Source organism: Nocardia miyunensis NBRC 108239 (assembly GCF_001613065.1).
GTDB classification, from domain to species: domain Bacteria; phylum Actinomycetota; class Actinomycetes; order Mycobacteriales; family Mycobacteriaceae; genus Nocardia; species Nocardia miyunensis.
Genome location: NZ_BDBQ01000108.1, coordinates 1 through 23,129 on the forward strand (window position 1 = coordinate 1; position 23,129 = coordinate 23,129).

The 23,129-nt window shown below is 68.5% G+C and carries 20 protein-coding genes and 1 tRNA gene; 6 read left to right on the forward strand and 15 right to left on the reverse strand.

Going from position 1 to position 23,129, the window contains the following annotated elements:
- Window positions 1-525, forward strand: a 525-nt coding sequence (locus NM2_RS40240) for a GtrA family protein (protein WP_169816327.1), incomplete at its 5' end; no start/stop codon positions are given.
- 82 nt (window positions 526-607) lie between these two features.
- Here NM2_RS40240 and NM2_RS40245 read toward each other — a convergent pair.
- From NM2_RS40245 to NM2_RS40280, 8 genes are all read right to left on the reverse strand, one after another.
- A tRNA-Glu gene (locus tag NM2_RS40245) sits at window positions 608-680 on the reverse strand.
- A 59-nt stretch (window positions 681-739) separates the two neighbouring features.
- Window positions 740-1,363: a TetR/AcrR family transcriptional regulator gene (locus NM2_RS40250; protein WP_067681065.1), complete on the reverse strand. Its 624-nt coding sequence runs from the start codon at window positions 1,361-1,363 to the stop codon at window positions 740-742.
- Between the two features lie 6 nt (window positions 1,364-1,369).
- Window positions 1,370-2,158: an enoyl-CoA hydratase family protein gene (locus NM2_RS40255; RefSeq protein ID WP_067681068.1), complete on the reverse strand. Its 789-nt coding sequence runs from the start codon at window positions 2,156-2,158 to the stop codon at window positions 1,370-1,372.
- 15 nt (window positions 2,159-2,173) lie between these two features.
- A complete protein-coding gene (locus NM2_RS40260; RefSeq protein WP_067681071.1) occupies window positions 2,174-3,337 on the reverse strand; it encodes an acyl-CoA dehydrogenase family protein in 1,164 nt (387 codons plus the stop codon).
- A gap of 6 nt (window positions 3,338-3,343) precedes the next feature.
- Window positions 3,344-5,410 carry an acetyl/propionyl/methylcrotonyl-CoA carboxylase subunit alpha gene (locus NM2_RS40265; protein ID WP_067681075.1) on the reverse strand — a complete coding sequence of 689 codons (2,067 nt, stop codon included), beginning with the start codon at window positions 5,408-5,410 and terminating at the stop codon, window positions 3,344-3,346.
- Window positions 5,411-5,416: 6 nt separating this feature from the next.
- The gene (locus NM2_RS40270) at window positions 5,417-7,015 is read right to left on the reverse strand and encodes an acyl-CoA carboxylase subunit beta (RefSeq protein WP_067681078.1); all 1,599 of its coding nucleotides are present in this window, start codon (window positions 7,013-7,015) and stop codon (window positions 5,417-5,419) included.
- A complete protein-coding gene (locus NM2_RS40275; protein WP_067681105.1) occupies window positions 7,012-8,160 on the reverse strand; it encodes an acyl-CoA dehydrogenase family protein in 1,149 nt (382 codons plus the stop codon). The genes NM2_RS40270 and NM2_RS40275 overlap by 4 nt, the downstream gene beginning before the upstream one ends.
- A gap of 5 nt (window positions 8,161-8,165) precedes the next feature.
- On the reverse strand, window positions 8,166-9,881 hold the full coding sequence (locus NM2_RS40280; RefSeq protein WP_084532049.1) for an acyclic terpene utilization AtuA family protein: 1,716 nt from the start codon (window positions 9,879-9,881) through the stop codon (window positions 8,166-8,168).
- Between the two features lie 155 nt (window positions 9,882-10,036).
- On the opposite strand from NM2_RS40280, the gene NM2_RS50465 reads away from it, so the two are divergent.
- On the forward strand, window positions 10,037-10,195 hold the full coding sequence (locus NM2_RS50465; RefSeq protein ID WP_169816328.1) for a CG2302 family histidine operon protein: 159 nt from the start codon (window positions 10,037-10,039) through the stop codon (window positions 10,193-10,195).
- Between the two features lie 6 nt (window positions 10,196-10,201).
- Here the strand turns inward: NM2_RS50465 and NM2_RS40285 are convergent, their stop codons facing one another.
- From NM2_RS40285 to thiO, 6 genes are all read right to left on the reverse strand, one after another.
- Window positions 10,202-11,050 (reverse strand): adenylate/guanylate cyclase domain-containing protein, encoded by an 849-nt coding sequence (locus tag NM2_RS40285; protein WP_439956971.1) that lies wholly within the window; start codon window positions 11,048-11,050, stop codon window positions 10,202-10,204.
- Window positions 11,051-11,570: 520 nt separating this feature from the next.
- Window positions 11,571-12,389 carry a DUF2705 family protein gene (locus NM2_RS40290; RefSeq protein WP_067681081.1) on the reverse strand — a complete coding sequence of 273 codons (819 nt, stop codon included), beginning with the start codon at window positions 12,387-12,389 and terminating at the stop codon, window positions 11,571-11,573.
- Window positions 12,389-13,360 (reverse strand): ABC transporter ATP-binding protein, encoded by a 972-nt coding sequence (locus tag NM2_RS40295; RefSeq protein WP_067681084.1) that lies wholly within the window; start codon window positions 13,358-13,360, stop codon window positions 12,389-12,391. Before NM2_RS40295 ends, NM2_RS40290 begins: the two co-directional genes overlap by 1 nt.
- 109 nt (window positions 13,361-13,469) lie before the next feature.
- Window positions 13,470-14,222, reverse strand: a complete 753-nt coding sequence (locus tag NM2_RS40300) for a thiazole synthase (protein ID WP_169816329.1) — start codon at window positions 14,220-14,222, stop codon at window positions 13,470-13,472.
- Between the two features lie 22 nt (window positions 14,223-14,244).
- On the reverse strand, window positions 14,245-14,457 hold the full coding sequence (thiS, locus tag NM2_RS40305; RefSeq protein ID WP_067681090.1) for a sulfur carrier protein ThiS: 213 nt from the start codon (window positions 14,455-14,457) through the stop codon (window positions 14,245-14,247).
- A complete protein-coding gene (gene thiO / locus NM2_RS40310) occupies window positions 14,454-15,578 on the reverse strand; it encodes a glycine oxidase ThiO (protein WP_067681093.1) in 1,125 nt (374 codons plus the stop codon). The genes thiS and thiO overlap by 4 nt, the downstream gene beginning before the upstream one ends.
- 147 nt (window positions 15,579-15,725) lie before the next feature.
- On the opposite strand from thiO, the gene thiE reads away from it, so the two are divergent.
- Window positions 15,726-16,430 carry a thiamine phosphate synthase gene (thiE, locus tag NM2_RS40315; RefSeq protein WP_067681096.1) on the forward strand — a complete coding sequence of 235 codons (705 nt, stop codon included), beginning with the start codon at window positions 15,726-15,728 and terminating at the stop codon, window positions 16,428-16,430.
- 450 nt (window positions 16,431-16,880) lie between these two features.
- Here the strand turns inward: thiE and NM2_RS40320 are convergent, their stop codons facing one another.
- On the reverse strand, window positions 16,881-17,546 hold the full coding sequence (locus NM2_RS40320; RefSeq protein ID WP_067681099.1) for an NUDIX hydrolase: 666 nt from the start codon (window positions 17,544-17,546) through the stop codon (window positions 16,881-16,883).
- A 159-nt stretch (window positions 17,547-17,705) separates the two neighbouring features.
- Between NM2_RS40320 and NM2_RS40325 the strand changes: the two genes are divergently transcribed.
- The 3 genes from NM2_RS40325 (at window position 17,706) to NM2_RS40335 (ending at window position 23,118) form a co-directional block, all read left to right on the forward strand.
- On the forward strand, window positions 17,706-19,046 hold the full coding sequence (locus tag NM2_RS40325; RefSeq protein WP_067681102.1) for a GlnX family signal transduction membrane protein: 1,341 nt from the start codon (window positions 17,706-17,708) through the stop codon (window positions 19,044-19,046).
- 11 nt (window positions 19,047-19,057) lie between these two features.
- The gene (locus NM2_RS40330) at window positions 19,058-20,032 is read left to right on the forward strand and encodes a glutamate ABC transporter substrate-binding protein (RefSeq protein ID WP_439956972.1); all 975 of its coding nucleotides are present in this window, start codon (window positions 19,058-19,060) and stop codon (window positions 20,030-20,032) included.
- Window positions 20,033-20,883: 851 nt separating this feature from the next.
- Entirely contained in the window at window positions 20,884-23,118 is a 2,235-nt protein-coding gene (locus NM2_RS40335; RefSeq protein WP_245718467.1) for a serine/threonine-protein kinase, read from the forward strand.
- Window positions 23,119-23,129: the final 11 nt, after the last annotated feature.

The window sequence follows — 23,129 nt, forward strand, 5'->3', positions numbered from 1 at the left end:
CTCGGTGTCTGGCGGCTCGGCCGGGCCCTGGCGACCGGTCAACTGCCGATCAACGAACTGCGCGCCGCGATCGGACGCGAACCGCTGGTGGAGGGCGTACCGCTGGGCATGGTCGGACAGGTCGTACGTTTCGGCATCGTCGGGGTGATCTCGACGCTGGCCTACATGCTGCTGTATCTGGTGTTGCAGCCGTTCACCGGCCCGCAGGCGGCGAACTTCCTGGCGCTGCTGATCACCGCGGTCGGTAATACGACCGCGAACCGGGCGTTCACGTTCGGGGTGCGCGGTTCGAGCAAGGCCGTCTCGCACCAGGTGCAGGGCCTGCTGATCTTCGTGTTCACCTGGTTCCTGACCAGTGGTTCGCTGTTCGCACTGCATCACTGGGCCCCCGGTGCGGCCGTACACCTGGAACTGCTGGTGCTGGTGGTCGCGAATCTGGTCGCCACGCTGATCCGGTTCATCGGGCTGCGCTGGGTGTTCCGCAATGCGGTCGGCGGTTCGCCCATCGCCGGAGACATCGCGTAGGAACGCCAGACCTTCTGGGGCGCAAGGACATTCACGACCGGACAGCGAAGAAGCCGCATGAATTCATGCGGCTTCTTCGAAGTAGCCCCGACGGGATTTGAACCCGCGCTACCGCCTTGAGAGGGCGGCGTCCTAGGCCGCTAGACGACGGGGCCAGGAACAACCCGCCTAGCGTAACCGCCGCAGGGTCGTCAGCCAAATCAAGTAGGGCGGATCACAGCCCGCCAGGGCGAGCGTCCAATGCGGTGTGGAGGGTTTTGGCCCACTGGGCGACGATTTCCTTGCGGCGGGCCGAGTCGTCGGTGAGGACGTCGGCGAGGCCGAGGCCGCGGGCCAGGTCCATGGTGGCCTGGACCAGGTGGTGGGCGATGGGATCGGAATCGTCGACGCCCAGCGCGGCCACGGCCATGCGGTGCGAGACGCGGCCGAAGCGGGCCTCCAGCGGGACGATGCGTTCGCGCAGGGCTGGGTCGGCGGCGGCATGCGTCCACACCTGCAAGGCCGCCTTGAACAGCGGGCTCGTATAGGACTCGACCAGCGAGACCACCACCGCCTCGGTGCGGCCGACACCCTCGGCGATGCGGTGCAGACTCTGCGCCTCCGTCTCGGCCTGAGCCATGCGGATGTCGAACATGTACTCGAGTGCGGCGGTGATCAGATCCTCTCGCGTCGGGAAATGATGTTGTGCCGCACCGCGCGACACCCCGGCCCGTTCGGCCACCACGGCCACCGTGGCCGCCGCCCAACCGGTTTCGGCCAGCGTGTCGATGGTCGATTCGAGCAGCCGCTGCCGGGTGGCCCGGCTGCGGTCCTGCTTGGGTTCGTGCGGGGTAGCCATGATCGACTATTCTGCCCAGCTCGGTGGCCGACGCTGAAAGAAGGCCGTCATACCCTCGATCACCTCGGGCGTTCCGAAATACGAGGCGGACCGCTTCGCCAGCTCCTGCGCCGAGCGGTCGAACTCCGCGAGCAGGGCCGCGTTCACCAGACGCTTGCTCTCGGCCAGGCCCTGGGGCGAGCCCTTGCGCAATTCGCCGCGCAGCCGGGCCACTTCCGCACCCGCGTCGTCCGCGGCCACGGTGATCAGGCCGATGCGTTCGGCCTCGGCGGCGTCGAAGGTCTCGCCGGTCTGGTAGTAGCGGGCGGCCGAGCGGGATGTCATCCGCGGCAACAGGGTCAGCGAGATCATGAAGGGCGCCAGACCGATTCGCGCCTCGGTCAGCGCGAAGGTGCTCGACGGACCGGCGACGGCGATATCGCAGGCCGCCAGGATGCCCATCCCACCGGCTCGGACGTTGCCGTCCACCTGTGCCACAACGGGTTTGGGCAGATCCAGGATGTCGCGCAGCACCCGGATCATCCAGCGCGTCCGGATGTCCGCGGCGGCGGCCGGGTCCGCGTCCAGGGCCTCCTTCAAATCCGCACCGGCACAGAAGGTATTGCCGGTGTGGGTGAGCACGACACCGCGCACGGACTCGTCCGCGGCGGCGCGTTCCAGGCCCGCCAGGAGTTCACGCACGAGCCGCGAGGACAGCGCGTTGCGGTTGTGCGGGGAGTCCAGGGTGAGCACGGCGAATCCGTCACTCACCCCGTAGCGCACGAAAGGCTCAGCAGTGCTCGATGTTTCACTCACGACTCGCCTCGCTGATCAGTAGGACCGCGGCAGCCCCAGCGAATGCTGGGACACGAAGTTCAGAATCATCTCGCGACTGACCGGCGCGACCCGCGCGATACGGGCGGCGGCGAGCATCCCCGCCAGGCCCACGTCACTGGTCAGGCCCGAGCCGCCGTGCGTCTGGATGGCCTGGTCCAACGCCTTGATACTCGCCTCGGCCGCAGCGTATTTCGCCATGTTCGCCGCCTCGGCCGCACCGAAGTCGTCGCCCGAGTCGTAGAGCACCGCGGCCTTCTGCATCATCAGCTTGGCCAGCTCCAGCTCGATCTTCACCTGCGCGAGCGGATGCGAAAGACCTTGGTGCGCACCGATCGGCACGCCCTTCCACACCGCGCGTTCCTTGGCGTACTCGACCGCGCGGTCGATGGCGTAGCGGCCCATGCCGACCGCCATGGCCGCACCCATGATCCGCTCCGGATTCAGGCCGGCGAACAGCTGCGCGATGGCCGCGTCCTCCTGGCCGACCAGGGCGGTGGCGGGCAGGCGCACGTCGTCGAGGAACAGCGTGAACTGATTGTCCGGCTCGATGATGTCCATCTGCTGTGCGGTCTTGACCAGGCCGGGGGCGTCGGTCGGCACGATGAACAGGGCGGGCTGGAGATTGCCGGTCTTGGCGTTCTCGGTGCGGGCCACGATGAGCACCGCCTCGGCCTGATCCACACCGGAGATGAAGATCTTGCGGCCGTTGAGGATCCAGTCCTCGCCGTCGCGGCGGGCGGTGGTGGTGATCTTGTGCGAATTGGACCCGGCGTCGGGTTCGGTGATGCCGAAGACCATCTTCGACGATCCGTCGGCCAGGCGGGTGAGCCAGTATTTCTTCTGGTCCGCGGTGCCGTATTTGGTGATGATGGTGCCGCAGATGGCCGGGGACACCACCATCAGCAACAGGCCGCAGCCGCGCGCGGAGAGTTCCTCCTGGACCAGGGCCAGTTCGTAGATGCCCGCGCCGCCACCGCCGTACTCCTCGGGCAGATTCACGCCCAGGAAGCCGAGTTTGCCTGCCTCGGACCATAATTCGTCGTACGGTTCGTTGCGGCGGGCCTTGGGCCCGGCGTAGTCGCGGAAGTTGTACTTCTCGGCCAGCGCCGCCACCGCGGCACGCAGCGCCTGCTGTTCCTCGGATTCGATGAAACTCATTGGCTGTCACTCCTGATCTTCGCTGTGCACCACGGCGAGCACGGCACCGACCTCGACCTGCTGACCCGCGATGACATTCAATTCGGCGAGCACACCCGCGGCCGGGGCGGCGATGGTGTGCTCCATCTTCATCGCCTCGAGCCACAGGATCGGCTGCCCCTTCTCGACTCGATCGCCCGCCTGCGCGCCGAGCCGGATGACCGCACCGGGCATGGGCGCGAGCAGTGAGCCCTCGGCCACCTGATCGGCAGGATCTTCGAAGCGCGGCAGACGCTTCACCGCGACCGGCCCCAACGCGGAGTCGATCGTCACCAGATCGCCGTAGCGCGCGATCTCGAAGCGGCGGCGAACCTCACCCCGTGCACCGGTAACCGTGAGGGTGACCGAATCCGGTGTGGCCTCGATCAATTCGAGTCCGTCGAAACCGTCGACCGCGAGGCCCGCACGGGTGCGGCGATACCGGATCTCGTGCTTTCCGCTGATGCGGGACTCGTAGGACTTGGACTGCGGTTGCGAGGGCAGATTCCGCCAACCGCTGGGCAATCCCGCGCCGGTGCGGGCCGCGGCGCGATTGGCCGCGGCGTCGGACAGCGCGGCGGCGACGATGGAGAGCCTCTCGTCGTCCGCGGAAATCAGTGGCGCGGAGAGCGTTTCGAGTCCATGCGTGCCGAAGAACGCGGTATCGGTATCACCGGCGAGGAAGGCCGGATGCCGCAGGACCCGCACCAGCAGATCGCGATTGGTCACCAGACCGTGGATCTTCGCCCGCTGCAAGGCCGAGGCCAGCAGATGCGCTGCCTCGTCCCGGGTCTCGGCATAGGAGATCACCTTGGACAGCATCGGGTCGTAGTGCACGCCGACGACCGAGCCGTCCACAACGCCGGTGTCCAGGCGGATGCCCGGTTCGGTCAGGACGGTGAATTCTCCTGTGACGCCGGGAATGTCGAGCCGATACACCGGACCGCTCTGCGGCTGCCAATCCTGCGCCGGATCCTCCGCGTACAGACGCACCTCGATGGAATGTCCCCGCAGACCGGGCCGCCGCGCGGGCAGCGGGCGTCCCGCGGCCACCTGCAATTGCAGCCGGACCAGATCCAGTCCCGTGACCTGCTCGGTGACCGGATGTTCCACCTGCAGACGGGTATTCATCTCCAGGAAGAAGAAATCACCCTTCTCGTCGGCCAGGAATTCGACGGTGCCCGCACCCTCGTAGCCGATCGCCTCGGCCGCCAGCCGCGCCGCGGTGAACAACCGCTCCCGCATGCTCGGCCCATCGGCCACGCGGTCGGCGGGCTGTCCGTGGTTACGCTCCGCTGCCGCCGCCGAGCCCGTCGCCCGCGTGGCGTCGATTCTCTCCACCAGCGGCGAGGGAGCCTCCTCCACGACCTTCTGATGCCGCCGCTGGATGGAACATTCACGCTCACCTACCGCCCACACCGTGCCGTGTGTATCGGCCATGACCTGTACCTCGATATGCCGCCCGGTCTCGAGATACCGCTCGCAGAACACCGTCGGATCGCCGAAAGCCGATTCGGCCTCGCGCTGCGCCGCCTCGAGCTGCGGGACCAGATCGGCCACCTCGCGCACCACCCGCATACCGCGACCGCCACCGCCCGCGGACGCCTTGATCAGCACCGGCAGCACCTCGGGGGTGACCTCGGCAGGATCGAGTTGCCTCAGCACCGGGACACCGGCCGCATCCATCAGCTTCTTGGACTCCACCTTGGAGCCCATCTGCTCGATGGCCTCGACCGGCGGGCCGATCCAGATCAGCCCGGCCTCCTGTACCGATCTCGCGAATCCGGCGTTCTCCGAGAGGAATCCGTAACCCGGATGGATCGCGTCCGCGCCCGCGGCCAGCGCGGCCTCGATGATCAGCTCACCGCGCAGATAGGTCTCGCCGGGCGTGTTACCCGGCAGCCGGACGGCCGAATCCGCCTCCGCCACATGAGGTGAGCCGGCATCGGCGTCCGAATAGACCGCGGTGGTGGCGATTCCCATGCGGCGGCAGGTCGCGAAGACCCGCCGGGCGATCTCCCCGCGATTGGCGACCAGGACGTTCGTTATTTCCATCTTCGCTCACATCCGGAAGACGCCGAAGCCCGCGGCGCCCTCGATCGGGGCATTGTGGATGGCGGACAACGCCATTCCCAGTACCGTGCGGGTGTCGCGGGGGTCGATGACGCCGTCGTCGTACAGGCGGCCCGACATGAACATGGGCAGTGATTCGGCCTCGATCTGCGCCTCGATCATCGCGCGCATCCCCTTGTCGGCCTCCTCGTCGAAGGGCATGCCCTTGGCCTCGGCGGACGCGCGGCCCACGATGGAGATGACGCCCGCCAGCTGCGCACCGCCCATGACCGCGGATTTCGCACTGGGCCAGGCGAAGACGAAGCGCGGATCGTAGGCCCGCCCGCACATGCCGTAGTGGCCGGCGCCGTAGGACGCGCCCATCAGCACCGAGATGTGCGGCACCTTCGAATTGGAGACCGCGTTGATCATCATCGCGCCGTGCTTGATGATGCCCTTCTGCTCGTATTCCTTGCCGACCATGTATCCGGTCGTGTTGTGCAGGAACAACAGTGGCGTATCGGACTGGTTTGCCAGCTGGATGAACTGCGCGGCCTTCTGCGCCTCCTCGGAGAACAGCACGCCGCGGGCGTTGGCGAGGATGCCGACCGGATAACCGTGCAGCTCGGCCCATCCCGTCACCAGGCTCGAGCCGTAGAGCGGTTTGAACTCGTCGAAATCCGATCCGTCCACCACGCGGGCGATGACCTCGCGCGGATCGAACGGGATCTTCAGGTCCGTCGGCACGATGCCGAGCAGTTCTTCCTCGTCGTACAGCGGTTCGATCACCTCGGCCCGCGGCGCGGGACCGCGCTTGGTCCAGTTGAGCCGCTTGACGATCGAACGGCCCAGGCGGATCGCGTCCTGTTCGTCCGCGGCCAGATAATCGGCCAGACCCGAGACGCGCGCGTGCATTTCCGCGCCGCCGAGGGATTCGTCGTCGGACTCCTCACCGGTGGCCATCTTCACCAGCGGCGGGCCGCCCAGGAACACCTTGGAGCGCTCGGAGATCATCACCGTGTAGTCCGACATGCCCGGGATGTACGCGCCGCCGGCGGTGGAATTGCCGAAAACCAGTGCGATGGTGGGTATTCCGGCCGCGGACAGCCGGGTCAGATCCCGGAACATGCGGCCGCCGGGGACGAAGACCTCCTTCTGCGTCGGCAGATCCGCGCCGCCGGATTCGACCAGTCCGATGACCGGGAGCCGGTTCTCCAGCGCGATATCGTTCATGCGCAGGTTCTTTCGCAACGTCCACGGATTCGAGGTGCCGCCGCGCACGGTCGGATCCGGCGCGACGATCATGCATTCGACGCCCTCCACGATCCCGATACCCGCGATCACGCTCGCGCCGACGTGGAATTCACTGCCCCAGGCGGCGAGCGGAGCCAGTTCGAGGAACGGCGAATCCTCATCGATGAGCAGTTCGATGCGCTCGCGCGCGGTCAGCTTGCCGCGCTTGCGGTGTCGCGCCATCTTGTCCGGGCCGCCACCGGCGATATTCTTGGCGTACTCGGCCTCCACCTCGGCCAGTTTCGCCGTCATGGCCTCGGCGGCGGCCGTGTAGTCCGCCGACGCGGGATCGAGAACGCTACGCAGGATACTCAAGACTGGAACCCCAATCGCTTGGCCGCGAGGCTGGTCAGGATCTCGTTCGTGCCACCGCCGATACCCAGGATGCGCACATCCCGATAATGCCGCTCGACCTCGGACTCGCGCATGTAGCCCAGTCCGCCGAACAGTTGAACCGCCTGGTGCGCAACCCATTCCGCGGTCTCGACGGCGGTGTTCTTGGCGAAGCACACCTCGGCGATCAGATCGGTGTCACCCGCCGCCGCCCGCTCGACCACGTGGTGGGTGTACACCCGCGCCACGTCGATCCGGCGGGCCATCTCCGACAACGTGTTCTGCACCGGCTGCCTGCTGATCAGCGGGCGGCCGAAGGTCTCCCGATCCCGGCACCACCGCACGGTGAGATCCAGGCAGCGCTGCGCGTGTCCGTACGCCTGCGCGGCCAGACCCACCCGCTCACTCACGAATGCCTGTGCGATCTGGGCGAATCCACTGTTCTCGACGCCGACCAGATTCGAAACCGGCACGCGCACATCGACATACGACAGCTCCGCGGTATCCGAGGCCAGCCAGCCCATCTTCTCGAGTTTGCGGCTGACGGTGAATCCGGGCGTGCCCTTCTCCACCACCAGCAGCGATACGCCGGACGCGCCGGGGCCTCCCGTGCGCACGGCGGTCACCACGTAGTCCGCGCGCACGCCCGAGGTGATGAACGTCTTCGACCCGTTCACCACGTATTCGTCGCCCTCGCGGACCGCGCTGGTGCGCAGATGCCCGACGTCCGAGCCGCCGCCGGGTTCGGTGATGGCCAGTGAGCCGATCTTCTCCCCGGCCAGCGTCGGTTTCACCCAGCGGTCGATGTGCTCGCGATTCCCGGACGCGATGATGTGCGGCACGGCGATACCGCAGGTGAACAGGGAGGCGAAGACGCCGCCCGAGCTGCCCGCGTAATGCATCTCCTCGCAGACGATGGCGGCGTCCAGACCGTCGCCGCCGGAACCGCCCACGGATTCGGGGAATTGGATGCCGAGCAGGCCCAGTGCGCCCGCCTTCTTGTGCAACTCGCGCGGGATCTCGCCGGCGCGTTCCCACTCGTCCAGATTGGGCAGGACCTCACGTTCGGCGAAACCGCGCACGGTGGCGCGCAATTCGCGTCGCTCGGGGGTCTCCCAGGGGTTCACATAGGTCATCGGAGCAACTCCACGGGGATATCGATGTGCCGGGCCCGGAGCCATTCCCCGAGTCCCTTGGCCTGCGGATCGAATCGGGCCTGATAGGCCACGCCCTCGCCGAGCAGGCCCTCGACGATGAAATTCACCGCCCGCAGATTCGGCAGGACGTGGCGGGCAACGGTCAGTTTCGCCGTCTCCGGCAGCAGCTCGTGCAGGGCGTCGACGGTCAATGCCTCTGCCAGCCAGGCGAATTGCTCGTCGGTGCGTACCCAGACACCGATATTGGCATTGCCGCCCTTGTCGCCGGACCGGGCCATGGCGATGGTTCCCAGCGGCCTGCGCTCGGTGTTGCCGGAGGAGATGAATTGCGGCACAGCGGGTTCGGGAACATCGGCAAGTTCCAGCGTCTCGGCTGGGGGATCGATGGCGACCTCGCTTCCGTCCGGCAATACCGCGACGTGCGGTACCTGCGCGGCATCCACGTATCCCGCGGTGAACACCCCGTAGGGGCTGCCGTTGCCCGGCGGCGCGGTCAGCGAGAAGCCCGGATAGCTCGCCAGCGCCAATTCCACCGCGACACCGGAGAATGCGCGTCCGACCTTGTTCGGGTCCGGATCGCGGACCACGCAGCGCAGCAGCGCGCTGGCCTGTTCCTCGGTTTCCGCGTCGGGCCGGTCCAGGCGGCTGAGGGTCCAGTCCAGCTCGGCCGGACGCACGGTCAGCCAGGACTCCAGCTGCCGGCGCGCCAGGGCCGCCTTCTCCTCGATGTCCAGGCCCGTGAGGATGAAGGTCATCTCGTTGCGGAATCCGCCGATGGTGTTGAGCGAGACCTTGATTCGCGGCGGCGGGGCCTCCCCGGTCACACCGTCGACCAGGACCCGGTCCGGCCCCTCCTGGGTGAGCCGGATGCTGTCCAGCCGGGTGGTCACGTCCGGTCCGGCGTAACGAGCGCTCTGGATCTCGTACATCAGTTGTGCGGCAACGGTATCCACCGTGACCGCGCCGTCGGTTCCGGCATGTTTGGTGATGACGCTGCTGCCGTCGCGCCGCACCTCCGCGATCGGGAATCCCGGACGTCCCAGATCGCCGAGTTCGGTGAAGAACGCGAAATTGCCTCCGGTGGCCTGGGTTCCGCACTCGATCACGTGACCGGCCGCCACCGCGCCGGCCAGGGCGTCGTAATCGCCACGCCCCCAACCGAAATGAGCCGCCGCCGGGCCGACCACCAGCGAGGCGTCGGTTACCCGCCCGGTCACCACGACATCCGCGCCCGCGTGCAGCGCCTGCGCGATACCCCACGCCCCCAGATAGGCGTTGGCGGTCAGCGGCGAGCCGAGCTCGAGTTCACTCGCGCGCGGCAGCAGATCATCTCCGGCCACATACGCGATTTTCGGTGCGAGCCCGAGCTTTTCGGCCAACTCGCCGACCCGCGACGCCAGTCCGGCCGGATTCAGCCCGCCCGCGTTGGCGACGATCCGCACGCCACGTTCCAGCGCCGTCCCGAGACAATCCTCCAACTGCCGCAGAAAGGTCTTGGCGTACCCGAGCGAGGGATCCTTCATCCGATCCCGCCCCAGGATCAACATGGTCAATTCGGCAAGATAATCGCCGGTCAGGACGTCGAGCCGACCACCGTCGAGCATCTCCCGCATCGCACCGGCCCGGTCGCCGTAGAACCCGGAACAGTTCCCGATCCGGATCATCTCCGGATCATCCGCCACACCGCTCATCCGCGTGCCGCCTCCCAACCTGAGCGCGCCCGTACGACGTCCTCGCCGCATCGGTTACAGCGTCACATCGGTCTATAAAAAAATCAAGCCCGCGTGCTTGTTATTTGGGCCGGGGTCATGCCGGAGCGACAACGGGAGCCGTAGATACTGGCACCGTGTCCCACTCCGTGATCGTGGTCGTGCTTCTAGCCCTCGCCGGTTTTCTGATCGGCGGGGCCTTCACCACCTGGAAGAACGGCAGCAGGGTTCTCGCCGCCATCCTGGGCGTCTGTGCCGTGCTGGCGGTGGCCGGCGCTGTGCTGTGGTGGCGGTAGGCGCGGTCAGTTCCCGTCGAGGCGGAAGATCTTCAGGTCCTCCGGGACGCCGCTGAGCGGTGCGGCGAACAGGCCGCGGCGATAGGGCTTCGCGGTGCAGCCGAGGTCGGCGAGGGTTTCCGGGCGCAGTGCGTCGAGCGTGGTCTGCGAGAGCATGGTGTTGCCGTTGCCCCCCGCTTCCATCACGCGGGCCGCGATGGTGACGTCCACGCCCAGCCAGTCGCCGCCGATCTCGCGCGGCGAGCCGGTGTGCAGGCCGATCCGCATCTGCGGCCGGTAGCCCGGCACATCCAACGCGGTGAGCTGCCGTTTCGCGGCGATCGCGGCACGAACCGCGGGGTCGGGACTCAGGAAGACCGCCATCACGCCGTCGCCCATGCGTTTGATCATCCGGCCGCCGTGGTCCGCGATCGGCGGTTCGATCGCCGTCGCGACCCGACGCAGGAATTCCAACGTCGCCTCGTCCCCCGCGGTCAGCGACCAACGGGAGAACGCCACCAGATCGGTGAACATCACAGTTACCGTCTCGCTACCTTTTCCGCGCCCGACTCGCTCCAGCATCGCCTGCCAGACCTGCAGCGCGCCGAGGCCGATCTCCTTGGCCGCGCTGGGCGAATCGCCGACCAGTTTGTCCGCGGCGCGCGCCACCGCCTGCGGCCCGCCGGGACCGGACACCGACAGCGGATCGCCGAAAGCCGGGTCACCGGGCAGGTTTTCGCGCGCCTTGCGAATCACACCGATCAGATCCGTGCGCTGATTCGCCGCGGACATGAGCGCGGACAGCTGTCCGGCACGCAGCCGGGCGCCGGATCGGCGAGCGGCCGGCTCGGCATCGACCGGCGTGAGCGGAATCACCACGTCCGGGCCGGGTTCCGGACGTCCGTCGCGCGACGGCGGACCGGCGTCCACGGCTTCCTCGCTCTCGCCGCCGTCCCGCGGCCGCTCCGGCTCGCGACGGCCCGAGGAATTACGGGCATCACCGCTGCGACGCGCGTTTTCGCCGTCGGCGGAGGAGGATTCACGCACGCCCCGAGCGTATCTCAGACGCCCGTCAGTAGGTGGATCGTCAATAATCGCCACCGTGCACCTCTCTATCGGACGGAGCGAACACGGCACTGGGTCCGCCGATGGATAAGCGTTTGGTTGCTGACACGATGCTACGCACGGGTATTTCAGACGGAAAGAGCTGTCTCGAATAGTTAACCGAGGGTTTCCCTACGCCCGTTCCGTACGCACATCGGCCCGATGCGCGTAGGGAACGCATCGGGCCGATGGGTGTCACGCCGAACGGGCAGTGCACGGCGTGACCGGGTGCGGCGGTCGCCCGACACAACCGCCTCCCACCCCGGGCGGCGAGGGAGCCTCCCGGGAAGGCTCACGCGTCGCGTTTGTTCACCACGAACAGGGCCGCGCCGAAGACGACCGCGACGACGACCGCGAAATACACCAGCCCGCCCCACGGGCCCCAATGCCAGGGCAGATCGCCGCCGCCGGCAGTACCCAGGAATCGCCCGGCGTTCTGGAATGGCAGGAATACCTCGATATTGCGGCCGACCTTGCCGAACGCGCCGACGATCGGCTCGATCAGCACCGGCCACACGATCAGCAGCGACAGCGCACCCGCCGACTGCCGGATCAACGCACCCACTCCGACCGCGAGGAACACCACCAGCGCCACGAAGATCGGCACCGAATAGAACACGTGCGCGTCACCGTGCGACAGACTCATATTCCGGCTCGCGTCCTGGGAGAGCATCAGTTCGAAGATGAAGAAACTCAGGAACGTCAGCACCACCGAGAGCACCGCGGCCGCGACCGCGATCAGCCCGGCCTTGGCCAGCAGGACGCCGCTGCGGTTCGGCGCGGCCAGGAACGTCGCGCGGATCGTCCCGAACCGGTATTCGCTGGTGATCGCCAGCGCGGCCAGAATCATGATCATGATGTAGCCGAATCCGGGCATGCCCTGCGAGGCGCCCGTGATCCCCAGTCCCGCAATGGAATTCCCCGGCGCCGGATCCTCGGTGAGCATCGGATGCCCGCTGGCGAGCTGCCGGTGGTACTCGTTGACGCTGACATTGACCAGCAGGCTGAACAGCGCGGCCATCCCGAGCGCGAACACGGCGGTCAGCGCCGTGCACCACATCGGCGACCGCGTCGAGGTGAGTTTGATCCGTTCCGCCGTCAACACGCCCATCAGAGCGCACCTCCCATCACCTGTTCGATGCCTTCGCCGTGGAACTGCACCGCACCTCCGGTCAGCCGCATGAACGCCTCCTCGAGCGAAGCACGTTGCGGCGCAAGCTCGTACAGTGTGATGCCGTTCGCACCGGCCAATTCGCCCACGGCATCGCTGGTTTCACCGATGATCGTCAACGCCGGAACCGGATCGACCGGACGGCCGTCGGGCGTGACGCGCTCGTTCCCGTCCTCGCGCACCGTCATGCCCTTGGAGGTGAGCAGGCTGCGTAGCTGATCCAACTGCGGACTACGCACGCGCACAGTCGATTCCGAGGCCTTCTCGATGAAGTCGGCGGTGCTGGTGTCGGCGATGAGCTTGCCGCGGCCGATCACGATCAGATGGTCGGCGGTCTGCGCCATCTCCGAGAGCAGGTGGCTCGACACCAGCACGGTGCGACCCTCCGCGGCCAGCCGCTGCATGAACCGGCGGATCCACAGGATGCCCTCCGGGTCCAGGCCGTTCACCGGCTCGTCGAACAGCAGGATCTGCGGATCGCCGAGCAGCGCCGCGGCCAGTCCCAGCCGCTGGGACATGCCCAGGGAGAAGCCACCGGCCCGCTTGCCCGCCGCCTCGGTCAGCCCGACCAGCCGCAGCACCTCCTCCACCCGCGAATCGGGCAGATCGTTGGAGGCGGCGAGCCAGCGCAGATGCGCCCGCGCCGACCGGTTCGGATGCACCCATTTCGCGTCGAGCAGCGCGCCGACGATGTGCAGCGGATGATCCAGCTGCTGATACGGCTTCCCGTCGACCAGCGCGACACCGGCCGTCGGGCGGTCCAGCCCCAGAATCATCCGCATCGTGGTCGATTTGCCCGCGCCGTTCGGACCGAGGAATCCGGTCACCTGACCGGGCTCGACCTTGAAGGACAGGTCGTCGACCGCGACGGTTGCCCCGAACCGCTTGGTCAAGCCCTTGACTTCGATCATGCGACCAGTCTCGCCGACAACCCTCCTGACGACCATCGCCCCCAGGTCGCGAGTCGGTCATCCTCGAGGATGAGAGGGGATGGACCGCCGCCGCGAAACGGGGCCGAGATCACAACGCTGGGGAGGATGCCTGGGCCCAGAATCTCTTGGGGATGCGGCCCGCTTCCCTGGCGAGGTAGCCCGCTCGGACCGCGTCGGCCATGGCCGCGGCCATGAGGGCGGGGCGGCGGGCCCGGGTGACAGCGGTGGCCAGGAGCACGGCCGAACAGCCCAGTTCCATGGCGAGGGCGGCGTCGCTGGCGGTGCCGATACCGGCGTCGAGGATGACCGGGACGCCCGCGTCGGCGACGATCATCTCGATATTGTGCGGATTGCCGATGCCCAGACCGGTGCCGATGGGTGCGCCCAGCGGCATGACCGCCGCGCAACCGGCGTCCTCGAGGCGGCGGGCCAGGATCGGATCGTCGGTGGTGTAGGGCAGGACGGTGAAGCCGTCGTCGACCAATTGTTCTGCGGCGCTGACCAATTCGATGGCGTCAGGCAGCAGGGTTCGCTCGTCGGCGACGACCTCGAGTTTGACCCAGTCGGTGCCCAGCGCCTCGCGGGCCAGTCGCGCGGTCAGCACGGCCTCGGCCGCGGTGCGGCATCCGGCGGTATTGGGCAGCGGGGCGATGTCCAGGCTGCGCAGCAGGTCCAGGACTCCGGTGCCGCCGGCGGCGTCCACGCGACGCATGGCGACAGTCGTCAGTTCGGTGCCCGAGGCCACCAGCGCCTCGGACAGCACGGCCAGATTCTCGGCCCCGCCGGTGCCCATGATCAGGCGCGATCCGAACTTCCGGTCGGCGATCTGCAGGGGTTCCATCGGCGGATGCCCGGGGGTCGTCTCAGCCACCCTGCACCGCCGTCAGCACCTCGATGTTCCAGCCGCGGCCGACCTGGGTGTCCCACGCGGATTTCGGGAACACCGCGCCGTCGACCGCGATCGCGACGCCCTGGCAGGGCAGATCCAGCCGGGCCAGCAGTTCGCGCACGGTGAGCGCGTCGGCGAATTCGTGATCCTCGCCGTTGACGGTCACGCCGATCGGGATCGTGGTCATCGAGTACCTCCTGCCGAGGGCGCCGCGGCGGTGAGGTCGGCGGCACCGGGGTGAGTGGGGGATGTCTGCGTCGAAAAGCGTTGCGGGTCGGCCGCTTTCGCTTCGGGAAGGACGTCGTCGGCGAGCAGGGCCAGCACCGCGTCGACGGTGAGCGGCACACCCAGGATGCCGTTGCGGCCGTGTCCGGCGGCCACGATGACGCGCTCGCTCAACCGGCCGATCAGCGGCAGGTTGTCCGGGGTCGCGGGACGTGATCCGGCGCTCGCCTCGGCCAGTTCGTATTCGCCCAGCGCGGGCAGTACGGCCTCGGCGTCGGCGATCAGATCGCGCACACCGGCCACGGTCACCGTGGTATCGAATCCGGCCTCGTACTGGGTCGCGCCGACGACGATGCCGTCCGCGCGGGGGACCAGATAGATCGGACGGCCGTGCACCCGGGCGCGGATGACGCGTTGCGGGGGCGGGGGCGCGCCCGGACGATGACGCAATCGCAGGATTTCGCCCTTCAGCGGGTGCACCGCGAGTCCCGGCCACAGCCGGGCGGCCGCCGCGCCGGTCGCGAGGACGATCCGGTCGAATTCGAGGTCGGCCGGGTTTTCCACAGCCTGCACTCGCATGTGAACACCAGATTGTTCACAACCTTGCCGCAGGGCGTCGACCACGATCCGGTTGTCCACAGCCGGTTCGGTGGACGCGAGCAGCCCCGCGCGGGCGGTGCGCGCCAGACCCGGTTCGGCCGAGCGCACCCCGGCCCGGTCCAGTAGCTCCAGCCGATGGCCGTACTCGCCGACGAAATCGGCGATGGTGCGCAGGTCGGCGGCATCGGCGGCATCCAACGCCACGGTCAGCGTCTCGTCCGCGACGAATACCGGAGCGCCCGTCAGCGCCGCCAGCCGCGCACCGAATTCGGGCCAGCGCTCGAGCGAGGCCGCGCCGAATTCCAGCGGCGCCCGCTCCCCGGGCCAGCCCTCGGACAGCGGGGCAAGCATGCCCCCGGCTACCCAGGACGCACCCGATCCGGGCGCCGGATCGAAGATCGTGACCTCCCACCCGGCCTCGGCGGCGCGCCACGCCACCGCTGAACCGATCACACCCCCACCCACGACGGCCAACGTTCGCATACCTTCACACCTCGCTCGGTTCCGCTTCGCGGAATCCGTACGCTGCGGGAACACCCGCATCGGATCGGCATCACCGCGCGGCCGCCTTCGCAGCGGAGATGCCGGAAATATTTCGCCTCCCACGGTAGCGCGGCTACGGTCGAAGGCGTGCAACCGTCCCACCAGTCCCGGCCCGCAACCCCCCGCGACCGCCTCGCCTCCGCGCGGCTGTACCTGTGCACCGACGCCCGCCGCGACAAGGGCGATCTGGCCGCATTCGCCGAAGCGGCCCTGGCGGGCGGGGTGGACATCATCCAGCTACGCGACAAGGGCTCGCCGGGCGAGGAACGGTTCGGCCCGCTCGAGGCGCGTGCCGAACTCGGCGCACTGGCCGCACTCAAGGCCGCGGCCCGCCGCCATGGCGCCTTGGTCGCGGTGAACGACCGCGCCGACGTCGCCTTCGCCGCGGGCGCGGACGTGCTGCACCTGGGCCAGGACGACCTGCCGCCCTGGTACGCCCGCCGAATCCTGGGCCCCGACGTCGTGATCGGCCGTTCCACCCACGATCCCGAACAGGCCGCGAAGGCCACCACCGAAGAACACATCGACTACTTCTGCACCGGCCCGGTCTGGACCACGCCCACCAAACCCGGCCGCAGCGCCGCCGGACTCGACCTGGTCCGCGGTACCGCCGAGGCCGAGCCGAGCCGCCCGTGGTTCGCCATCGGCGGCATCGATGCGGCCCGCCTCCCCGAGGTCCTCGACGCGGGCGCGACCCGCATCGTCGTCGTCCGCGCAATCACCGAGGCGGACGACCCCGAATCCGCCGCCCGCGCCCTCAAGTCCCGCCTGGAGCAGAACATTCCCACCTGAGCCGCTGTATTCCCCTGTGGCAGACCATGATTGCCGGGCAGCGGAGCAGATCGCCGTGCATCGGAACGCGATACCGTGAGTCGAACACCGCAGCTCAACCGCACCGGATCCGATTCCTTTGCGCCGCGCCGAAATACGGCCGACATGATGCGGACCTTTCGATCGGCCGACCACCGCGCGGCGCGAGGGCCGATTTCCGAGTGCCAGAACGGATCCCGTGATCGCATGCCGCCGCGGCGACCGATGACCGGGACTCGGGAACGCTCCAGGCGGGGCCGCGCGGTTCGCGAAACGATCTGTCGAGGCGTATCGGGCCGAGTCGCATTCGCATGCCGTATCCGGCACGACGGGCCTACGGCGAACAGGTACGAGCGCGGATCGACGATCACACGGAACGTCGAGGGCCGCAATGCCCATGCCGGAGCGGAACAGGCGCGGACCCCCGGCGGCTCAGGAAAGGATCTGACTCAGAGTGAGAAACAACACATCTGCGGGTGCGTCCCCGTTCGGCTCGTGGGAATCGGTGACGCAGACGCGGCGGCCGTCGCAGTCCTCGGTGTGCAACCAGAGGAATCCCCGATCGGCGAGATCCAGGGTGCGGGGCAGGGCGGCGGCGAGTTCGGTGACTTCGGGCAGGTCGTCGAGGCCGATGCGGGCGGGTTGGGCGCGCAGCAGGGGCCAGGCGGCGGCGAAGCCGGGGTGCAGGGGGCGAGCGTCGACCTCGCCCTCGGGAACCCAGGCCAGTTCGGCGCTCTCCAGATTCGCCGTGGTCGCCACGGGTTCGGCGATATCGGCGACGACTGTGGTGTAGATCCAGCCGCTGGGTGCGGTCGCGGTGACGCGACTGCCGCGCACCCGCACCGCGGCCGGGGCGATCCCGGCCTCCTCGTATGCCTCACGCACCGCGGCACTCTCGCTGGTCTCGTGCGAATCGCGGGCCCCGCCGGGCAGCGCCCAGGTGCCGCCCTGGTGACTCCACGGCGCGCGATGCTGCATCAACACCACCGCACCGCCACCGGGCGCGGGCGCGCGGAGCAGGAGTCCGGCGGCGCCGAACAATCCCCACTGCCGCGTCCCGTCGGGGCTGGCCAGAAAGCCGTCTCCATCACCACGCATACTCGCCTCGTCCCATCCTCGCCCGCGCCGATCGCGCGGTTCTCCGGCCGCTCCGATGAAAAAAGTCGGATCGACCGGTCGATACAGCCGCGCGACATCGCCACGACCACAATAAGCTCTACCGGCACGGCCCTCGTCGGCGATGGAACGGAGGTGGCCATGACCCGGACCGCGCAACCGCGTCTGGAAGAGTTGACGCCCCGCGCCGCGGCCGCCGCCGTACGTCGTCAGATCGACGCCACCGACCTGCGCTCCTTCGCCCGCTCCTCGCCCGCGAAACTCATTGTCATCGGCCTGGTTCTGCTCGGATCGTGCCTGATCGCCGGGGTCGTGACGGCCTCGCAGGTGAGCGACCGCCAGCACGCGCTGCAATATCTGCTCGACAACGCCGAGCCGGACGCGAATTCCGCTCAGCGCCTGTACACCTCGCTGTCGGTGGCCGACGCCGAGGCGGGCACCGCGTTCATCTTCGGCGGCCTGGAACCCCAGGACGTGCTGGACGCCTACAACCAGGCGATCGGTGACGCGGCGGCCGAACTGGTCGCCCAGTCCAGTCACGATTCGGCGGGCGCGAACGATCCCGACGCCGCACTGCGCACCGGAATCGCCACCGAGCTGCCCGTTTACACCGAGCTGATCCAGACCGCCCGCACCAACAACCGCCTCGGGCATCCGGTCGGCGCGGCCTATCTGAGTGAAGCGTCGAATCTGATGCAGACCAGGATGCTGCGGATGGCCCAGGAATTGCAGGAGCATCGCTCGACGGCGATCTCCGACACACAGCGGCGGCATGTGCGCCCGCCGTGGCTGGCCATCATCCTGCCGATCGTCGCGCTGGCCGCGCTGGTGGTGGCGCAGCTGTATCTGGCGCGGCGCTGGAATCGGCTGCTCAATCCGGGTCTGCTGCTTGCCTCGGGCACACTGGTCGTCCTGCTGGCGTGGACGGTGACGGCCGGGTCGATCTCGGCGTTGTCCACCGCCGACGGCCGCGACGACGGCGCGGTGCCGACCTCCGAGCTGACCGACAGCCGCATCCTCACCCAGCAGGCGCGCGCGGCGGAGACGCTGAAACTGGTGCGTCGCGACGACAGCGGCGATTACGACCGCATCTACGACAACGCCACCAAAAAGCTCGCCGACCTGCTGACCCACTATCCGCACAACGCGCCCGCCGCGGACGACGTCGCCACCGCCCGCACCGCCCTGGACCGTTGGCGGCAGGCGCATCAGCGGATGACCGACGCCCTGGGCCGCGGTGATTTCCCCGGCGCGGCCACCGTCGCGATCGGCTCCGGCCCCACCGAGTCGACCGCCAGCGTGCAGGCCCTGGACCATGCCCTGGCCGACGGAATCGGCAAGGCCCGCAACACCTTACGCAAAGACATCTCCGACGCCGCCCGCTCCCTGGACATCCTGTCCCCGGGTGCGCTGACCCTCGCGGTCCTGTCCGCCCTGTTCGTGGTGGCCGGGCTGTGGCCGCGTCTGCGGGAGTACCGATGAGCGCCAACCGAATTCGGACTCGGACGATTGTGGCCGGGTTTGTCGCGGCGACGGCATTGCTGATGACGGGGTGTGCGCCGGACACCAGTTCGACTCGCGCGGCCGGCGAAAGTTACACCGAACCGCCGTTGCCCGCGAATGCCGCTACCGCGCGAACCGATACGCCGATACCACCGGCTCCCGGGGCCGGTTGCGGGAATCTGACCGCGAGCCTGAGCCCGAACGGCACGACGCACGGGACCGATCTGGACGCGATCCGCGCTCGGGGACGGTTGATCGTCGGGCTGGATCCGGGCAGCAACCTGTTCAGCTTCCGCGATCCGGTCAGCGGCACGCTGGAGGGGTTCGACGTCGACATCGCCGGGGAGATCGCGCGGGATCTGTTCGGTGATCCGCAGCGCGTGGAGTATCGGATCCTCGGGTCCGCCGATCGTGAACGCGCCCTGGAGGACCACACCGTCGACGTGGTCGTCAAGACGATGACGATCACCTGCGCGCGCAAACAGGAGGTGGCCTTCTCGGCACCGTATTTCATGGCGCACCAACGGATTCTGGCGATCAAGAATTCCGGGATCAGCAGTCTGGCGGACCTGGCGGGTAAGCGGGTGTGCATCGTCACCGGCACGACTTCGCTGGATCAGATCCGCCGCGGCCAGCCCGCCGCCTCAATTCTCACCGTGCCCACCTGGGCCGACTGTCTGGTGGTGCTGCAGCAGCGTCAGGTCGACGCGGTCAGCACCGACAACACGATCCTCGCGGGCCTGTCGGTGCAGGACCCGTACTACGCCGAGATGGTCGGCCCCGATATCAGCGACGAACCGTACGGCGTCGGAATCCCCAAGGGCGAGGACGATCTGGTCCGCTTCGTCAACGGCACCCTCGACCGCATCCGCACCGACGGCACCTGGAACCGCCTCTACCAACGCTGGCTCCAAGCCGCCCTCGGCCCCTCCAGCGGCCCACCCCAACCCGACTACCAGGGCTGACCCCCATGCACGACCCCGCCGAAACCGATTCCAGCACAGCGGAACCCACGCCCGTCGACCAACCACCGACCGCCCCCGGGCCACCGGCCACCGATTCGCCACCACCCAACTCCCCCGATCTCGAGCCCACCCGAGCGGCTTCCGCCGACTCCAGGTCCGCAGTCCGGCCCGAATCGTCGCGCCCGCGAGAGAGCGCGACTGCCGCCATGGCGGGCGATCCGCCGAATACCCACGATTCCAGTGCATCCGAGCCCCCGCCCACCCAGGCAGTGCTGGCCGCCGCGACTGCGACCAGCTTTTCGGATTCCACGGGCTCCGGCACTGGGTACGAGCCCCCGGCGACCCAAGCCGTCGCCGCTGGGGCCGAATCACTGGACAGCCACGGCCCCTCAGGTACCGAGCAACCGGCCACCCAGGCCGTCGCCGCCGCTTCCTCGGTCAGCTCCCGGCATGCGACAGGTAACTCCGACAACTTCGAGCCGGAACCTCCGGCCATTCGAGCGGTAGCCGCTGACACCGCGGCCGAGCCACCGGATACCAACGGCCCCGGTGGCTTCGAGCATCCGGCTACTCGAGCTGTGGCGGCAGCAGTTGCGGCCGAATCACCGAACAGCCACGGCCCCGATGAATCAGGTACCGAGCTACCGGCCAATGCATCAAGCAACGAACAACCAGCCACACAGGCCGTGCTCGGCGGCAGCGAAGCCGGACGAGAACCTCCGGCAACGCGAGCGGTTGTCGCTGCGGCCGAGTCCGCGGATGCTGGCGGCTCCACCGGTTCAGGGCACGGGCAGCCGCCGACTCGGGCAGCGGGGGTCGGTACTTCCGCGGGTGGCGGGCGCGAAACCGGGGTGCACGCTCCGGCCACGCAGGCGGCGGATGCGCAGGGGCGCAAGGGGTCCGGGCCGACGGAGACTTCGGGGCAGACCGTGGGGTCGGGGCCCAGCGGGCGCGGTAGCGGACGGACGATTCGCACTCGGCCCGGCGTGCGGCGGCTGGGGGCGGGGCTGGTGGAGATTCCGGCGGTGCCGCCGATCGATCCGCTGTCGGCGGTGCTCACCGACCCGGTGGTGAGCGAGGGGCGGCGGTTCTGCTGGCGTTGCGGTAAGCCGGTCGGGCGGGCGACACCGGGGCATCCGGCGCACGCGGCGGGGACGTGCGAAATCTGCGGTGCGCCTTATGATTTCCGGCCGTTCCTGCGGTCCGGCGATATGGTGGCCGGGCAGTACGAGATCCAGGGGTGCATCGCGCACGGCGGGCTGGGGTGGATCTATCTGGCCGTCGACCGCAATGTGAACGATCGGTGGGTGGTGCTCAAGGGCCTGCTGCACGGCGGGGACGCCGAGGCGCAGGCGGTCGCGGTCACCGAGCGTCGGTATCTGGCCGAACTCGCGCATTCGAGCATCGTCAAGATCCACAACTTCGTCGAATATCCGGGACCGGGCGGCACCCCGGTCGGATATATCGTCATGGAGTACGTGGGCGGTCGGTCGCTGCGGGACATGCTCGACACGCACACCCGGCCCGAGCGCATGCCGGTCGCCGAGGCCATCGCCTATCTGCTGGAAATCCTTCCGGCGCTGGAATATCTGCACTCGCTGGAGCTGGCCTACAACGATCTCAAACCCGACAACATCATGGTCACCGAGGATCAGGTGAAGCTGATCGACCTGGGCGCCGTCGCGGCCTTCGAATCGTACGGAAACCTTTACGGCACCAGGGGTTTCCAGGCCCCGGAGATCGCCAGGACCGGCCCCACCGCGGCCTCGGACATCTACACGGTCGGCCGCACGCTCGCCGTACTCACGCTGAACATGCCGACGGACAAGGGCCGCTATCTCGACGGAATCCCCACCCCGGCAACCGAACCCACGCTGGCGCGGTACGAATTCCTGCACCGGCTGCTGCTGCGAGCCACCGACCCGGACCCGCATCGCCGCTTCGTCTCCGCGCGGATCATGGCCACCCAGCTCGCGGGCGTCCTGCGCGAGATACTCTCGGCCGACACCGGAACCGAACATCCACAGCTGTCCACACTGTTCAGCGCGCCCCGGACCAGTTTCGGCACCGAGGAGCTGCTCGCGCAGACCGACGCCTACGCCGACGGCATCGAACGCAGCAAGAACCTGCGAGCCCGCGATGTCGCCGCGGCACTTCCGGTTCCGCTGATCGATCCGGCCGACCCATCCGCGGCGCTGCTGGCCGGGACCGTGCATCCCGAACCGCTGCACGCCCTCGAGGCGGTCCGCATCGCCCGCGCCCGCGCCGAGGCCGGATCGGTCGAGATGCCCGAAACCTTCGAGGTCGAATGCACACTCGCCGAGGTCCGCATCCAACTGGTTCTGGAACAGCCCGAATCGGCCCGGCAACTGCTGAACCGCCTGGACGAATCCGATTGGCGCGTCGAGTGGTACCGGGGCCTGGCCGGACTGCTCGAACTCGAGTACGAGCGGGCATTCGACCGTTTCGACGCGGTCCTGCGGGCGCTGCCCGGTGAGATCGCACCCAAACTGGCCCTGGCGGCGACGGCGGAACTCGTTCTGCAACAGTGGGATTCGCCCGATCCAGAACAATGGCGCAGTTATGCCGAGAAGTTCTACGCGACCGTCTGGCGGACCGACCGCGGCGTGGTCAGCGCGGCATTCGGCCTGGCCCGCCAGCTCGCCGCCGACGACCGGGTACAGGAGGCCGTGGACGCCCTGGACCAGGTCCCCCCGGCCTCGCGGCACTACACCGAGGCCCGCCTCACCGCGGTATTACTGCTGCTCACCGCCGGTCCGGTCGCCGAATTGGACGAGGACGCACTCCATGTCGCCGCCTACCGCGTCGACCGGATTCCGGCGGGCGAACACCGCGCGGGCCAGATGCGCGTCCTGGTACTCGGCGCCGCACTGGCCTGGCTGCAGGCCGGGAACACCCCCAGACATCGCGACGCCACCCTCTTCGGCGCACCGTTCACCGAACGCGATCTGCGCAACGGAGCCGAGAGCGGCCTGCGCGGCCTGGCCCGCACCGCCCCCGGCCGCACCCACCGCTACGCCCTGGTCGACCTGGCCAACACCCTCCGCGCGAAGACCTGGTTTTAGCTGTGTCTTCT